The following is a 15722-nucleotide window of genomic DNA, read 5'->3' as shown; positions in this document are numbered from 1 at the left end:
GAGTACAGCATGAGCGAACTAGCATTCATCAAGATTGACCCCAACTCCACCGTGGCGCCGTACCAGCAGGTCCGGGAACAAATACTCTCCGCCATTGCTAAGGGAAAGCTTGCACCAGGTACAAAGCTGCCTTCAGTTCGGGCGTTGTCTGGGACGCTGAATTTGGCGGTTAATACAGTAGCCAAGGTATACAAGGAGCTAGAACTGCAGGGGGCCGTCGTCACCCGTGGTCGTCACGGCACCGTGGTACAGGCGACCGACGATCGCGGTGAGCAGGAAGTCAGCGATGCCGCAGCAGACCTGGCTCGGATTGCGCAGCTATGGTCAGTGGATGAAGCGACCGCCGTGAAATACCTGCGTGCCGCTTTTAGCTCTTTGCCACGCTGAGAAATGACGAGCTTGATGTAGCGCGAGCTACCTAGTAGTGCGCCACTGGGCGCCATAGCGCTGTGATGTTCCGTATCAAGGAACGGTTCTAAAAGTTTGTGGATCACCCTCTTGGGCCTTTGAAATCTGGGTTTAGACTCAGGAACTAAATCAATGTTCCCAGGGCAGGAAAACACCATGAATTCGACTGCACATCGCCACGTAACTTCGAGAAGCATCACCGCAATTGCCATCAGCGCACTCATCCTCAACGGTGCCTTGGCCGGTTGTACTGCCAACAAGACTGAATCCAGTCCCGCGCCTGCCGAGCAAGCCGAGAAAGCCGAGGAACAAGTTCCCGTTCCCGCGAGCTTTGCGTGGAAAACCGAAGAAGTTCTCGTATCGGATCCAACCGTAATTGACGATGTGGCCATTGCCTATCGACGTGTTGGCCCGCAGCTGGAAGTGATCGCGCGGAATCTGAAAAACGGTAAGCAAGTGTGGAAAGACGAGGCACTCGGTGCAGCCGATGCGCGGGGCATCAGTCCAAGTATCGAAACCGTAGAACATGATGGCAAGAACTACGTGGCCTATACCGGAACAAAAACGGGCGCCGTGGGGACACTCTAGATCGTCGATGTTGCCACTGGTAAACCAGTGAAGATCAACAACAATTTTGAACTTTGGGGAAACCGGCCAAATGTCTGCGGCAAGACTTTCTGCACTGAAGGTTCAAAGGTGCGTAATGAGCAGTATCTTGACCATCAGCACATGAAATTTGATTGGTCCAGCAAGCAATGGTTCACGGTACCTGAGAACAAGCTCGAATTCGGGTACCAGCAAGGCGGGCGCCATCTGGGCGAAGGCATCTTCTCCTACTGGCACAAGAACGACAAACAGATGCTCAATTTCTCCAAAGGAACCAAGACGTTGTGGGAACGGCCCTACGAAGAAGTCTTCGCTAAAGGGTATTCAACATCCGGCGGCTGGAACTGGACAAGCGTAGAAAAAACAAAGAAATTCTGCTCGGCTCTGGCTCACACAGCCAGGACGATTTCTTTGAAACCGATAAAAAGAGAGCTGAATACCGGCTTGCCGATCTGTCGAAACTTGTTGCGCTTGATGCGAAGACAGGAAAAACCTTGTGGTCCCAAGCGGGTATCTCGCCACGGTGCGGATTCGACTCGCCCCAAATAAACGAAGCCAATGACGACACGATCGTTATTTGCTACTACGACGGGGTCAAGCAAACACTGACGGCGAGACAAGATGACTACTACTCGGTGGAAATAGACGATGCTGCGTGGAGCGCGGTTGCATTGGATGTGAAGACCGGCGCCAAAAAAGTAGCAATACAAACTTAGCGATCCTTACGACTTCGATGCCAGGGTAGAAACGGCTGGAATACCGCGCGTCGACGATAATACCTCGATACTTCCACTCAGGGGTGGCGACAAAGCGGTTAGTAACGCCGATGGCACCGTTGTCCCATTGGCGGATGTTGTGGGAGAAAACGCAATTTGTTCGGAGGATCGCGAGCCATACGTTATTTACTCCGCGACCTTAGGTACTGAAGTACCAACGGAACACAAAGCATCGGGGGGGCACCAGCTTCGATGAGGCCGAAATAGTGTGTAAGCGCGGGACATGGAAACCGAGTAAGGGCATACCGACGGTACAAGAATTTCGACGGGCAGGGTACGACGAGAAAGAAGTTGTTGTACTCAACGGCTTAGAAGGCATGATGGCTTACCGAATGACGGCTACGGACGGGCAGTAAGGCGCAGATTGGCGCTCGCCGAATGCGTTGGTGAGCCTGTGAAAAAATTTCTGTGAGATAGAACCACTCGTACACTTATTCGAAGTAGTTTTCGATTAGTATGGGCTCGTGGCTACTACTGCAGACAGCAATAAAACAGATCTTACGCGCCTGATCGTCAAGGGCGCGCGTGAGCACAACCTTAAGAACGTAGACATTGATCTACCGCGTGACGCGATGATTGTCTTCACCGGGCTTTCCGGTTCCGGCAAATCCTCGCTCGCTTTCGACACGATCTTTGCCGAAGGTCAGCGTCGTTATGTCGAGTCACTTTCTGCGTACGCCCGCATGTTCCTCGGGCAGGTAGACAAGCCGGACGTGGACTTCATTGAGGGACTTTCTCCAGCGGTGTCGATCGATCAGAAGTCGACCAGCAAAAACCCTCGTTCAACCGTCGGTACGATTACCGAGGTCTACGACTACATGCGCCTGCTCTGGGCCCGTGTTGGTCACCCACATTGCCCGATTTGTCATGAGCCGATCTCCAAGCAGACTCCTCAGCAAATCGTGGATCAGTTGATGGAGCTACCTGAAAAAACTCGTTTCCAGATCCTCGCTCCGGTTGTTCGTTCACGCAAGGGTGAGTTTGTTGACCTCTTTGCGGAGCTTTCCTCAAAGGGCTTCTCGCGTGCCCGAGTTGACGGCGAAACGATCCAACTTAATGATCCTCCGAAGCTGGCCAAGCAGGTTAAGCACACCATTGAGGTAGTGGTTGACCGTCTAGCAATCAAGGAAGATGCCCGACAGCGTTTGACGGATTCCATCGAGACGGCTCTGGGCATCGCCGATGGTCGAGTATTGGCCGACTTTGTTGACCTGGATGCCGATGATCCCAAACGTGTCCGCTCGTTCTCCGAAAATCTTGCGTGCCCTAATGAGCACCCGCTAGCCATTGATGAGATTGAGCCTCGCACTTTCTCCTTCAACAACCCATTCGGTGCTTGTGCTGCCTGCTCCGGTATCGGTACCAAGCTCGAAGTTGACGAACACCTGATCGTTCCCGATCCGGAGGTCACCTTGGCTGAGGGTGCTATCGCTCCGTGGTCACTGGGTAAGGCAACCACCGAGTACTGGAACCGTCTTATTGAGGGGCTCGGCCAAGAACTTGGCTTCAGCATGAGCACCCGGTGGAAAGATCTGCCAGCCACGGCTCGCGAAGCGATCCTCAGCGGTAAAGACCACAAGGTTGTTGTTCAGTACAAGAACCGTTTTGGCCGCGAACGCAAGTACTCAACTGGTTTTGAAGGCGTCATCTCCTACGTGCACCGCAAGCATGAAGAGACCGAGTCGGATCACGCTCGCGATCGTTACGAGCAGTACATGCGTCAGATCCCATGCCCTACCTGTGGTGGCGCGCGACTGAACCCAGCTTCCCTTTCGGTGCTCGTCGGCGGCCGTTCCATTGCAGAGGTTTCTGCCATGGACCTGCGCAGTGCAGCAAACTTCCTATCTAACATTGACCTCTCAGCGCGTGAAGCGAAGATTGCAGGTCAGGTGGTTAAGGAAATCGACGCCCGCATGAAGTTCTTGCTGGACGTTGGACTGGAATACCTGACGCTAGAGCGTGCCGCCGGAACACTTTCAGGCGGCGAAGCGCAGCGTATTCGACTTGCCACCCAAATTGGTTCAGGCCTGGTGGGCGTGCTGTATGTTCTCGATGAACCTTCGATCGGTTTGCACCAGCGAGATAACCGACGCCTGATCGATACCCTTCTGCGCCTGCGCTCATTGGGAAATACTTTGATCGTTGTGGAGCACGATGAAGACACCATCGCTGAGGCCGATTGGATTGTTGACATCGGTCCAGGTGCGGGCGAGAACGGTGGCGAAGTTGTCCACTCCGGATCAGTCGAAGGACTCAAAGCCAATACACGCTCTTTGACCGGTGACTACCTGTCCGGTCGCAAGCAGATCGACATCCCAACCAAGCGACGCAAGGTTGATAAGGATCGCAAGCTCAAGGTCGTTGGCGCCAACGAGAACAACCTGCAGGACGTATCGGTTGAATTCCCGCTGGGTCTGCTTACGGCAGTGACCGGTGTATCTGGTTCAGGTAAATCGACCCTGGTGAACGACATCCTGTACAAGGTGCTGGCCAACAAACTTAACGGTGCCAAGCAGGTGCCAGGTCGCCACACCCGAGTGTTGGGTTTGGAACACTTGGACAAGGTCGTGCATGTTGACCAGTCGCCAATCGGTCGTACCCCACGGTCAAACCCTGCCACCTACACCGGCGTCTTTGATCATGTCCGTAAGCTTTTCGCGGAGACCAATGAAGCGAAGCTACGCGGTTACCAGCCAGGTCGCTTCTCGTTCAACGTGAAGGGCGGACGTTGCGAATCTTGCTCCGGCGACGGAACGCTTAAGATCGAGATGAACTTCCTGCCTGACGTCTACGTTCCGTGCGAAGTGTGCCATGGGGCACGCTACAACCGCGAGACCTTGCAGGTGCTCTACAAGGGCAAGAACATCGCTGACGTTCTGAATATGCCAATCGCCGAGGGTGCAGAATTCTTCAGTGCCTTCACCCCGATTGCGCGCCACCTTCGCACACTGGTTGATGTGGGCTTGGGCTACGTCCGCCTTGGACAGCCTGCCACCACTCTGTCCGGTGGTGAGGCTCAGCGCGTGAAGCTCGCCGCCGAATTGCAGAAGCGTTCCAACGGTCGGTCCATCTACGTTCTGGATGAGCCCACCACTGGTCTGCACTTCGAAGATATTCGAAAGCTGCTGCTGGTCTTGCAAAGCCTGGTCGACAAGGGCAACACCGTTTTGACCATTGAGCACAACTTGGACGTCATCAAGTCTGCCGATTGGGTGATTGATCTAGGTCCTGAAGGCGGATCCGGTGGTGGAACTATCTTGGCGACCGGAACCCCGGAAAAGGTAGCCAAGGTCAGCGAGTCGCATACCGGAAAGTTCCTCGCGGAAATCCTGTAGAACCCGGGGCGCGGATCAGGGAAATATGCCTTTTCAGTCATGGATTCCTGACCCGCGCCCGCTTCGTGGGAAGATAGCTAAGTGAATATGTCGGTAACAAGTGCGCTCTTCGATCTTGACGGGACTCTCGTGGACCCCGCAGGTGCCATTACTTCGGGAATTCGCCATGCCCTTGTGGCTCACGGATTAGCCGATCCGGGGGAGTCACGAGTTGAAGCTTTGGTCGGTCCACCGTTGCAAGTGGGACTTCGAACCATTGAAGGCGTCACCGACACAAACATCGATCAAATCATCGCCACTTACCGTACGCGCTACGAGGAAGTCGGCATGGATGAGTCGAAGGTGTATCCCGGGATCATCGAGCTGTTGCAGGCTCTGCGTCGCGCGAATATCTACGTTGCGGTCACGACGGCAAAACCGGTGAATATTGCCCGGTTGTTATTGGACCGCAAGGGATTGACCGAACACCTTGATGCAATCCACGGTAACGACGGTGAACACGGCGCCATGGGTTCAAGCAAGACACATATTGTTGCTGCCGCATTGAAAGACGCCGAGTTGGACGCGTCGTCCAGCGTAGTGATCGGCGATCGATACTACGATGTGGATGCGGCACGAGAAAATTCGGTCTCATCCATCGGCGTAGCTTGGGGCTTCGCTCAAGGGGACGAACTTTCCCATGCTGACCTACTAGTAGACACCACGCAGGAATTGGCGGTAGCTCTGCTAGGGGAACAGGCAGCTAAATCATTAGAACTTGAACCAAACGTCATGCAGGAAGGTGCAAAATAAATGAGCATCTACACCATGACCCGTTCTTCGATTCGCGGCGTCATCCATGGCGTGTGCCGTGCCGAGGTTACTGGACTTGAAAACGTCCCCAAGGAAGGCGGATTTATTGTCGCATCCAACCACCTCTCCTTCTTTGACTCGCTCATTATCCAAGCCTTGACGCCCCGCGACGTGGCATTTTTTGCGAAGGCAGAATATTTCACAACTCCCGGAGTCAAAGGAAAGTTGATGAAGACTTTCTTCGAATCCGTAGGCTCAATTCCAGTACAGCGTGGTGAGCAGGCTGCCTCGGTGGCTGCCCTGGATTCACTAGTGGAGATCATCGAAGAAGGCGGGGGCATCGGAATCTATCCCGAGGGCACCCGCTCGCGCGACGGTAAGCTCTACCGCGGTCGAACCGGTGTGGGTTGGCTTGCGCTAACCACTGGTGTTCCTGTGGTTCCTGTCGGACTGATTGGTACTGAAAAGTTACAGCCTGCAGGTTCTAAAGGATTTAGGCCCGCAAAATTCCAGATTCGTTTTGGTGAACCACTGCAGTTTGACCAGCTGGGGCGCAAACATCCGCTGCCGCAACGTCGTCAGGCAACTGACCAGATCGTGGATGCGATTGCCGCTCTGTCCGGTCAAGAACGCGTGGAATCATACAATCAGTTACCTCCAGACGCGAAATGACCCATGGCTGATCCAGCAAGTTACCGTCCGAAAACTTCGGACATTCCAACTAATCCCGGTGTGTATCGTTTCCGTGACGAACACGGCCGGGTGATTTATGTTGGCAAAGCCAAAGTTCTCCGCAATCGACTGACGTCTTACTTCGCCAATCCAGATCGGCTCACGCCCAAAACACGGACCATGGTCTACACAGCAGGCAGCGTGGAATGGACCGTTGTTGGTTCAGAGCTTGAAGCTCTGCAGCTGGAGTACGTCTGGATCAAGGAATACAACCCGCGGTTTAATATCGTCTTCAGAGACGACAAGTCTTATCCCTATCTTGCGATCACGCTCAACGAGAAATACCCTCGTGCGTTGGTCATGCGTGGAGATAAGCGCAAGGGCGTTAAATACTTTGGCCCCTTTTACCCCGCCAAAGCAATCCGCGAAACTCTAGATACCCTGCTACGTGTCTTCCCTGTGCGCAGTTGCGCCCCTGGTGTCTTTAAACGAGCAGAAGCCTCGGGGCGCCCGTGTCTGCTCGGATATATCGACAAGTGTTCCGCACCCTGTGTGGGCCGGATCTCCCAGGAAGACCACCGTCAGCTCGCCGATGATTTATGCACCTTCATGGGTGGCGAAGCAACCAAGTTCACCAAGGCACTAACGGTGAAAATGCAGGATGCTGTAGCGGAATTGGAATACGAAAAAGCCGCCCGCTACCGTGATGATATCGCCGCATTGAAGCGAGTCTTTGAACGAAACGCAGTGGTTTTGGACGACCGTACTGAAGCCGATATTTTCGGTGTGCACGGCGATGAATTGGAAGCATCCGTTCAGGTGTTCCATGTTCGAGACGGTCGAATCCGGTCACAGCGCGGTTGGGTTGTTGAGAAGGTCGCGGACGTAACCGACGCCGAATTTGTAGAGCAATTGCTCACCCAAATTTATGCTGACCACGCGGACCGCATTCCTCGTGAAATTCTTGTGCCATCCCTACCCGATGACATTAACGACGTGACGCAGTGGCTTTCAGAGCTACGCGGTTCCAAGGTTTCTTTGCGCGTTGCCCAACGCGGCGACAAGGCTGCGTTGGCCGGGACTGTGAAAGAGAATGCGGAACAGGCACTTCGACTTCACAAGTCCAAGCGTGCAGGGGACATCACAACCCGTTCCTTGGCCATGCAGGAACTTCAGGAAGCACTGGGTACCCAACAAGCACTACTGCGTATTGAGTGCTACGACGCGTCGCATACTCAGGGAACCAACGTGGTTGCCTCCATGGTGGTCTTTGAAGATGGGCTTCCGAAAAAGAGCGAATATCGTAAGTTCTCGATCACTGGGGATGCCTCACGCGACGATACCGCGAGCATGTACGACGTCATTTACCGACGCTTCAGCCGCTACCTCAAAGAGAAGGTTGACCCTGCCTCCTTTGCAACTGGTGCGGTGACCGAGGATGAGATAGGGGAGAGCACCAAAAAGAAGTTCTCTTACCCGCCGTCATTGGTGATCGTGGATGGTGGCCCGCCTCAGGTTGCTGCCGCGCAAAAAGCCATGGACGATCTGGGGATCGACGATATACCTGTAGTTGGTCTAGCTAAGCGCTTGGAGGAACTGTGGCTACCGGATGATCCGTTCCCGGTGATTCTTCCGCGCGCTTCTGATGCGCTGTACCTGGTCCAACGATTGCGCGATGAGGCGCACCGATTCGCCATCACCTTCCACCGTGAGAAGCGTGCCAAGTCCATGATTGCCTCTGATCTGGACGCTGTCCCAGGTCTTGGCAAAGCTAAGCAAGCAGCGCTGCGTAAGCACTTTGGCTCCATGAAGAAGATCCGTGCAGCAAGTATTGCTGAACTGGTTGAAGTCCCAGGGGTGGGAGAGAAACTTGCGACAATCATCAAAGACTCCCTCGAAGATGCTTCACTTACTGGTGTGAATATGACGACAGGCGAAATTGTCGACTAGCCTTGGAATATGACCGCTGAGTATGAAGCCGTAAAACCGCCTGAGTCTGAACTGGTGATCGTAACTGGCATGTCAGGTGCCGGTCGAACCACCGTTGCCCACGCCTTGGAAGACCAGGGCTGGTATGTGGTGGAGAACTTGCCACCGGCCATGCTTGGCCCGCTGACTGAAATGATGAGCCGTTCGCAGGGATCCATCCCCAAGATGGCCGTAGTCATGGACGTGCGTTCCAAAGAAATGTTCCCGGAGATTCGCGACGCGCTAGCCAACCTGACAGCTAGCGGAGTGAAATTCCGACTGGTCTATCTCAACGCCAGCGATGAAGTTCTGATCCGACGATTTGAACAGGGTCGCCGCCCGCATCCGCTACAGGGTGACGGTCGAATTGTTGACGGGATTACCAAGGAACGCGGTATCACCGATCAGCTGCGCGAAGCCGCGGAAATCGTCTTGGACTCTTCAACGATGTCGGTGCACGATCTGGCGCGTTCGGTGACCGAGCTCTTTAGTGAGTCCGGTCCGATCATCCTACGCATCAATGTCATGAGCTTTGGCTTCAAATACGGTCTTCCAACCGATGCCAACTACGTGGCCGACGTGCGCTTCATCCCTAACCCACACTGGGTTCCAGAGTTGCGCCCCCAGACCGGACAGGACAAAGAAGTTTCTGACTACGTCTTGAACCAAGAAGGCACTAGCGACTTCATTGAGAACTACCTCAAAGCTCTTGAGCCTGTATTTGAGGGCTACCGCCGCGAAAATAAGCACTATGCCACCATTGCGGTAGGCTGCACCGGAGGAAAGCACCGCTCGGTTGCCACCACCATTGAACTTGGCCGACGATTGGCACAGTTCCCTAACGTTCGCGTGAGCATCAGCCACCGCGATCTAGGACGCGAGTAAAAACATGGCCTTTGCAACCGGTCCCATTTCGATTCAGGGACTAACCCGAGGCGACGATCAGCGCAACCCTTCAGTTGTCGCATTGGGCGGAGGGCACGGTCTGTCCTCCTCACTGTCGGCACTACGCCGACTGACTACCGAGCTCACCGCCGTTGTAACCGTGGCCGATGACGGTGGAAGTTCAGGGCGCCTACGTGGCTCCTTTGACGTGTTGCCACCGGGGGACTTGCGGATGGCTTTGGCTGCGTTATGTGACGACACCGATTGGGGCCGAACCTGGCGCGATGTCATGCAACACCGCTTTGCATCAGACGCGAACCTTGAAGAGCCACTGAACGGTCATGCGGTAGGAAACCTACTGATTTTGGCCCTGTGGGAACTTTTGGATAATCCAGTGGCAGGACTACGTTGGGCTGGAGCGTTGCTTGGCGCACGCGGCCAGGTTCTGCCGATGAGTACCATGCCGTTGTCCATCCATGGGGATGTGCTCGAATCCGATGAGAATGACTCGTTGGTTCGTCGAAGAATTGAAGGTCAAGCGAAACTGGCACGCGCCGGAGCCGGTGGTTTGGTCACCAATGTTCGTTTGGAACCAGCCGATGCGCCGGCATGCTCCGAGGCTTTGGAATCCATTGAGCTGGCCGACTGGGTCATCCTAGGTCCGGGATCTTGGTACACCTCGGTGCTGCCACATTTACTGTTGCCCGATATGCGTCAGGCAATCGCGTCAACTACAGCAAAAAAGCTGCTGACGATGAACTTGTCGATGGATACCGATGAGACCAACGGGATGGATGCTGCAGCGCATCTTGAAGTGCTCAGCCGCTATGCGCCAGAAGTAAAATTCGATGCGATTATTGCTGATGAATCCAAGATTGTAAATCGTCAGAGATTTGAGCTGGCAGCGCAAAAACTGGGTGCACGCGTCTTTTTTAGTACAGTAGGAGTATCTGACGGTCGTGCAGTGCACGACCCGTTGCGACTAGCGGCGGCCTATCACGAGGTGTTTACCGCGATCGGATCTTAGGAAGATCCTAGTAAGGGAGTTTGATTCATGGCATTGACGGCTTCCGTCAAAGACGAGCTGTCGCGAGTAGAGATTCGCAAACCTTCGGTACGTAAGGCCGAGGTTTCGACGATGCTGCGCTTCAGCGGGGGACTTCATATTGTCTCCGGGCGAATTGTCATTGAAGCTGAGGTGGATCTCGCTGCAACTGCCCGTCGGCTTAAGATGGCCATCGGCGAGTTGTACGGCCACGAGGCAGAGATCGTTATGGTCTCAGGTTCCGGCATCCGTAAGGGTAGTCGTTACATCGTCCGCGTCGCCAAAGACGGAGAAGTGCTCGCTCGGCAGACTGGACTACTAGATCAGCGAGGTCGGCCTGTTCGAGGTTTGCCTTCGGTGATCGTTAACGGTTCCACGGCCGATGCTGAAGCAGTCTGGCGCGGCGCCTTCTTATCGCACGGTTCCTTGACCGAACCCGGGCGCAGTTCTGCATTGGAAATTACTTGCCCCGGCCCAGAGGCAGCATTGGCGCTTGTTGGCGCGGCTCGACGTTTGGGTCTGACGGTCAAGGCCCGCGAGGTGCGCGGCGTTGACCGTGTGGTGATCCGCGACGGCGACGCAATTGCGCAGCTTTTGACCCGCATGGGTGCCCACGATGCCTTGATGGTGTGGGAAGAACGCCGCATGCGTAAAGAAGTTCGTGCCACGGCCAACCGGCTGGCAAACTTTGATGATGCCAACCTGCGTCGCAGTGCCCAGGCAGCAGTTGCTGCTGGCGCTCGCGTCGAACGCGCACTGAGCATTCTTGGCGAGGAAGTTCCTGAGCACCTTCGCTACGCTGGGCTGCTTCGCTTGGAGCACAAACAAGCTTCCCTCGACGAGCTCGGTCGTATGGCTGAGCCCCCAATGACTAAGGACGCCATAGCTGGCCGAATTCGTCGCTTGTTGGCCATGGCTGACAAGAAGGCCAGTGATCTGGGAATACCAGGCACGGAGTCCAGCGTTCCAGTAGACGAACTGGAACATTAAAAATGTCCCGTGGGAGCCCTCCTACGGAGATTCATCCGAAAGAGAAAATTGAGGAGAATCATGGCTGTATATTCACTGCCAGAACTGCAGTACGACTACGCTGCACTCGAGCCAAACATCTCGGCTCGCATCATGGAGCTGCACCACTCCAAGCACCACGCAACTTACGTTGCTGGCGCTAACTCGGCACTGGAACAGCTGGCTGAAGCCCGCGAAAAGGGCGAATTCGGTAACATCCCGAAGCTGTCCAAGGACCTGGCATTCCACTTGGGTGGACACACCAACCACTCGATCTTCTGGAACAACCTGTCCCCAGAGGGTGGCGACAAGCCAGAGGGCGAGCTGTCCGCAGCAATCGATGAGTTCTTCGGCTCCTTCGATAACTTCCGCGCTCACTTCACCGCAGCAGCAATGAGCCTGCAGGGCTCGGGCTGGGCTGTACTGGCGTACGACGCACTTGGTGGCCAGCTGGTTATCGAGCAGCTCTACGATCAGCAGGGCAACATTCCAGTGGCAACCACCCCACTGCTGATGCTGGACATGTGGGAGCACGCCTTCTACCTGGACTACGTCAACGTGAAGGCTGACTACGTTAAGGCTTTCTGGAACATCGTGAACTGGGCAGACGTTCAGGCACGTTTTGAAGCAGCTCGTAAGGGTGCAGCTTCGCTAATCGTTCCAGGTAAATAAGTAATCTGGTAAGTTAGCTCACATTCTGCGCTTAAATAGCGTAGTATGTTTCAAGTGTGTTGCGGATCCCGGTGATCCACTGGGATCCGCAAAGCACGGCACAACGGAGTGTCCTTCAAAGAAGGCCACTTCCGTTTGCGGACGGTCGTGGCACAATCATCCCGTTTAGAGGAGATAGTCACGTGACAACTCGTGTTGGTATCAATGGTTTTGGCCGTATCGGACGCAACTTCCTGCGTGCAGTATTGGCACACAAGGCAGACATCGAAATTGTCGCCGTCAACGACCTTGGTTCAATCGATTCGCTTGCTCACCTGGTGAAGTTTGACTCTGTACTCGGCCCAGTGGGCGAGGCAGTATCCGTAGATGGTGACACCATCGTTGTCGGAGAACGTCGCATCAAGGTACTTTCCGAGCGCGATCCAGCAAACCTTCCATGGGGTGAATTGAACGTCGACGTCGTCATCGAGTCGACTGGTTTCTTCACCAAGGGTGCAGACGCCGGCAAGCACATCACCGCCGGTGCAAAGAAGGTTATCATCTCGGCTCCGGCCTCCGATGAAGACATCACCATCGTGATGGGTGTTAACCAGGACAAGTACGATCCTGCAAACCACAACATCATCTCGAACGCATCATGCACCACCAACTGCTTGGCCCCACTGGCCAAGGTTCTGAACGATGAGTTCGGCATTGTTGATGGCCTGATGACCACCATCCACGCATACACCGCTGACCAGCGCCTGCAGGATGCACCTCACAGCGACCCACGTCGTGCACGTGCTGCTGCATTGAACCTGATCCCTACTTCGACCGGTGCTGCTAAGGCTATCGGCGTAGTAATGCCAGAGCTCAAGGGCAAGCTGCACGGTTACGCAATGCGCGTTCCAGTTCCAACCGGCTCGGCAACTGACCTCACCGTCAACCTTGCTCGCACCGCAACCGTTGAAGAAATCAACGCTGCATTCGAAAAGGCTGCTTCTGAAGGTGCTTTGAAGGACGTTCTGGAGTACTCGACTGATCCACTGGTTTCCACTGACATCGTCACCAACCCACACTCCTCGATCTTCGACTCCGGTCTGACCATCGTTATGGGCAACAGCGTGAAGGTTGTTTCGTGGTACGACAACGAGTGGGGCTACTCCTCACGACTTGTTGACCTTGTCGGATTCGTGGGATCAAGCCTCTAGTCGATAACCTAGAGATATGTCTTCTCACACTATTGACGAATTGATCGCTGACAACGGTGTCCGCGGACGGCACGTTCTGGTCCGCAGTGACCTGAACGTGCCGCTCGACGGTGCAACTGTGACCGATGACGGCCGCGTACGCGCATCTTTGCCGGTCATCACCAAGCTAGTTGAAGCAGGTGCAAAGGTCATTGTTATGGCGCACCTGGGCCGCCCTAAGGGGCAGTTCGATGCGAAGTACTCGATCGCACCTGCAGCACAGCGCTTGAACGAACTTGCCGACTTTGATGTAACGGTTGCCGAGGATGTTGTGGGCGAATCCGCTCGCAAGGCCGCGGCAGACCTTGCTGAAGGTTCTGTACTGGTTCTTGAAAATGTTCGCTTCGATGCTCGCGAAACCTCTAAGGTTGACGCAGAACGCGAAGAGTTCGCCAAGGAATTGGCTGCTCTGACCGGCGAAAACGGCGCTTACGTGAACGACGCTTTTGGCGCCGTACACCGCAAGCACGCTTCGGTTTATGACATCGCAAGCTTGCTCCCTAGCTACCAGGGTGACCTGGTTGCAACCGAAGTCAAGGTTCTCAAGACCTTGACTGAATCTCCTAAGCGCCCCTATGTGGTGGTTCTGGGTGGTTCTAAGGTTTCGGACAAGCTTGCAGTTATTGACAACCTGCTGGGTAAGGCCGATCAGTTGCTGATCGGTGGCGGCATGGCTTTCACCTTCCTCAAGGCTCAGGGCTACGCCATTGGCGGCTCGTTGCTTGAAGAAGACCAGATTTCCGTCTGCGAAGATTACCTCAAGCGCGCTGAGCAGCTCGGTTGCGAGATCATCGTTCCTGTTGACGTTGTAGTCGCCGAGAAGTTTGGTGCCGACGCCGCACACGAAATCTTGCCAGCTGACAAGATCGAAGAAGCGAGCTTCGGTTCCAACGGATTGGGCCTGGATATCGGACCTAAGTCGGCAGAGCAGTTTGCAAGCTACATCACCAGCGCAAATACCGTGTTCTGGAATGGCCCAATGGGCGTATTCGAGATCCCGGCATTCGCTGAAGGTACCCGCACTGTTGCTCAGGCACTGGCCAACTCGGAAGCATTCAGCGTTGTCGGCGGTGGCGATTCAGCCGCAGCCGTTCGTGCACTGGGCTTCTCGGAGGACGACTTCGGTCATATCTCCACCGGTGGCGGAGCATCCTTGGAGTACCTCGAAGGCAAGACCCTGCCGGGCGTTGCCGCATTGGAAGGTTAAGAAATGACCATTTCGCAGAACGGCGCCTTTGTGCGCCAGCCGCTGATCGCTGGCAACTGGAAGATGAACATGGACCACGTCCAGGGCATCACCCTAGTCCAGAAGCTTGCGTGGACCCTCAAGGACCACGAGCACAACTACGATCGTGCGCAAGTTGCAGTATTCCCGCCATTCACGGACATCCGTGGTGTTCAGACCTTGGTTCTGGGCGACAAGCTGGACGTCGTTTACGGCGCTCAGGATTTGTCTGCACAGGATTCGGGTGCGTACACCGGCGAAATTTCGGGCCAGTTCCTGAAGAAGCTCGGTTGCACCTACGTTTTGGTAGGTCACTCCGAGCGTCGTGAATACCACAACGAAACGAACGACGTAATTGCTACCAAGTTGGCGGCTGCTTACCGTCACGAGCTGACCCCAATGCTTTGCGTTGGAGAAGGCTTGGAAGTTCGTAAGGCTGCGGAGCACGTAGAGTTCACCTTGAACCAGTTGGCTGAATCGCTGGAAGGCGTGAGCGCTGAACAGGCAGAAAACCTGGTCATCGCTTACGAGCCAGTGTGGGCCATCGGTACCGGTGAAGTTGCAGGTCCTGCAGATGCTCAGGAAATGTGTGCAGCAATTCGCGGTGCACTTGCCCAGCGTTACGGCCAAGAAATCGCTGAGAAGACTCAGCTGCTCTATGGCGGTAGTGTTAAGGCTGCGAACACGGCAGCGATCATGCGCGAGCGTGACGTTGACGGCGTGTTGGTTGGCGGAGCCAGCCTCGACGCTGAAGAGTTTGCTAATATTGTCAGGTTCGAGCAACACCTCGTAACCGACTGAATCTAGCTAAGGAACCGTCGACTTGGATATTATCAAGATCATCCTGCAGGTACTGCTGGGCATCACAAGTGTCCTGCTAACCCTCCTGATCCTGCTTCATAAGGGTCGTGGTGGCGGTATGTCGGACATGTTCGGCGGCGGCATGACCAGCTCTATGGGCTCTTCAGGCGTTGCCGAGCGCAACCTGAATCGCATCACCATTATTCTTGGTCTTGTCTGGGGCGCCGTGATTATCGGCCTAGCCCTAGTCCTGAGGTTCAGCGCCGAGGCCTAAGCGAACCTTAGATCATCAGCTGCCAA

General features: G+C 55.0%; 15 protein-coding genes. All 15 read left to right on the top strand.

What is annotated here, in order from left to right:
* Positions 1-9: 9 nt before the first annotated feature.
* The 15 genes from ACT3RW_RS09665 (at position 10) to secG (ending at position 15696) form a co-directional block, all read left to right on the top strand.
* On the top strand, positions 10-387 hold the full coding sequence (locus ACT3RW_RS09665) for a GntR family transcriptional regulator (protein WP_444613592.1): 378 nt from the start codon (positions 10-12) through the stop codon (positions 385-387).
* Between the two features lie 177 nt (positions 388-564).
* Entirely contained in the window at positions 565-996 is a 432-nt protein-coding gene (locus ACT3RW_RS09660) for a hypothetical protein (RefSeq protein WP_444613591.1), read from the top strand.
* Positions 997-1023: 27 nt separating this feature from the next.
* Positions 1024-1563 carry a hypothetical protein gene (locus ACT3RW_RS09655; RefSeq protein ID WP_444613590.1) on the top strand — a complete coding sequence of 180 codons (540 nt, stop codon included), beginning with the start codon at positions 1024-1026 and terminating at the stop codon, positions 1561-1563.
* Between the two features lie 691 nt (positions 1564-2254).
* On the top strand, positions 2255-5125 hold the full coding sequence (uvrA, locus tag ACT3RW_RS09650; RefSeq protein WP_444613589.1) for an excinuclease ABC subunit UvrA: 2871 nt from the start codon (positions 2255-2257) through the stop codon (positions 5123-5125).
* Positions 5126-5212: 87 nt separating this feature from the next.
* Positions 5213-5917, top strand: a complete 705-nt coding sequence (locus ACT3RW_RS09645) for an HAD hydrolase-like protein (RefSeq protein WP_444613588.1) — start codon at positions 5213-5215, stop codon at positions 5915-5917.
* Positions 5918-6589: a lysophospholipid acyltransferase family protein gene (locus ACT3RW_RS09640; protein ID WP_444613587.1), complete on the top strand. Its 672-nt coding sequence runs from the start codon at positions 5918-5920 to the stop codon at positions 6587-6589.
* A 3-nt stretch (positions 6590-6592) separates the two neighbouring features.
* The gene (gene uvrC, locus ACT3RW_RS09635; protein WP_444613586.1) at positions 6593-8539 is read left to right on the top strand and encodes an excinuclease ABC subunit UvrC; all 1947 of its coding nucleotides are present in this window, start codon (positions 6593-6595) and stop codon (positions 8537-8539) included.
* A 9-nt stretch (positions 8540-8548) separates the two neighbouring features.
* Positions 8549-9442 (top strand): RNase adapter RapZ, encoded by an 894-nt coding sequence (gene rapZ, locus ACT3RW_RS09630; RefSeq protein ID WP_131088429.1) that lies wholly within the window; start codon positions 8549-8551, stop codon positions 9440-9442.
* 4 nt (positions 9443-9446) lie between these two features.
* On the top strand, positions 9447-10469 hold the full coding sequence (locus tag ACT3RW_RS09625; RefSeq protein ID WP_131088428.1) for a gluconeogenesis factor YvcK family protein: 1023 nt from the start codon (positions 9447-9449) through the stop codon (positions 10467-10469).
* A gap of 27 nt (positions 10470-10496) precedes the next feature.
* Positions 10497-11477 carry a DNA-binding protein WhiA gene (whiA, locus tag ACT3RW_RS09620; protein WP_131088427.1) on the top strand — a complete coding sequence of 327 codons (981 nt, stop codon included), beginning with the start codon at positions 10497-10499 and terminating at the stop codon, positions 11475-11477.
* A gap of 60 nt (positions 11478-11537) precedes the next feature.
* Positions 11538-12167, top strand: a complete 630-nt coding sequence (locus ACT3RW_RS09615) for a superoxide dismutase (RefSeq protein ID WP_131088426.1) — start codon at positions 11538-11540, stop codon at positions 12165-12167.
* Between the two features lie 182 nt (positions 12168-12349).
* Positions 12350-13357, top strand: a complete 1008-nt coding sequence (gene gap, locus ACT3RW_RS09610) for a type I glyceraldehyde-3-phosphate dehydrogenase (protein ID WP_131088425.1) — start codon at positions 12350-12352, stop codon at positions 13355-13357.
* Positions 13358-13373: 16 nt separating this feature from the next.
* Entirely contained in the window at positions 13374-14603 is a 1230-nt protein-coding gene (locus tag ACT3RW_RS09605; RefSeq protein ID WP_444613585.1) for a phosphoglycerate kinase, read from the top strand.
* Between the two features lie 3 nt (positions 14604-14606).
* Positions 14607-15422 carry a triose-phosphate isomerase gene (tpiA, locus tag ACT3RW_RS09600; protein WP_131088423.1) on the top strand — a complete coding sequence of 272 codons (816 nt, stop codon included), beginning with the start codon at positions 14607-14609 and terminating at the stop codon, positions 15420-15422.
* A 22-nt stretch (positions 15423-15444) separates the two neighbouring features.
* Positions 15445-15696 (top strand): preprotein translocase subunit SecG, encoded by a 252-nt coding sequence (secG, locus tag ACT3RW_RS09595; protein WP_131088422.1) that lies wholly within the window; start codon positions 15445-15447, stop codon positions 15694-15696.
* Positions 15697-15722: the final 26 nt, after the last annotated feature.

Origin of the sequence: Glutamicibacter sp. AOP5-A2-18, assembly GCF_052446055.1 — a bacterium.
In the GTDB taxonomy this organism is placed as follows: Bacteria; Actinomycetota; Actinomycetes; order Actinomycetales; family Micrococcaceae; genus Glutamicibacter.
This window is presented reverse-complemented; position numbering and strand designations above follow the sequence as displayed.

Bases quoted from the DNA above. Each gene is read 5' to 3' on its own strand.
- ACT3RW_RS09665 (WP_444613592.1), top strand. From the start codon at position 10: ATGAGCGAACTAGCATTCATCAAGATTGACCCCAACTCCACCGTGGCG.
- ACT3RW_RS09640 (WP_444613587.1), top strand. From the start codon at position 5,918: ATGAGCATCTACACCATGACCCGTTCTTCGATTCGCGGCGTCATCCAT.
- tpiA (WP_131088423.1), top strand. From the start codon at position 14,607: ATGACCATTTCGCAGAACGGCGCCTTTGTGCGCCAGCCGCTGATCGCT.
- ACT3RW_RS09645 (WP_444613588.1), top strand. From the start codon at position 5,213: ATGTCGGTAACAAGTGCGCTCTTCGATCTTGACGGGACTCTCGTGGAC.
- ACT3RW_RS09625 (WP_131088428.1), top strand. From the start codon at position 9,447: ATGGCCTTTGCAACCGGTCCCATTTCGATTCAGGGACTAACCCGAGGC.
- rapZ (WP_131088429.1), top strand. From the start codon at position 8,549: ATGACCGCTGAGTATGAAGCCGTAAAACCGCCTGAGTCTGAACTGGTG.
- whiA (WP_131088427.1), top strand. From the start codon at position 10,497: ATGGCATTGACGGCTTCCGTCAAAGACGAGCTGTCGCGAGTAGAGATT.
- ACT3RW_RS09605 (WP_444613585.1), top strand. From the start codon at position 13,374: ATGTCTTCTCACACTATTGACGAATTGATCGCTGACAACGGTGTCCGC.
- ACT3RW_RS09660 (WP_444613591.1), top strand. From the start codon at position 565: ATGAATTCGACTGCACATCGCCACGTAACTTCGAGAAGCATCACCGCA.
- ACT3RW_RS09615 (WP_131088426.1), top strand. From the start codon at position 11,538: ATGGCTGTATATTCACTGCCAGAACTGCAGTACGACTACGCTGCACTC.
- uvrC (WP_444613586.1), top strand. From the start codon at position 6,593: ATGGCTGATCCAGCAAGTTACCGTCCGAAAACTTCGGACATTCCAACT.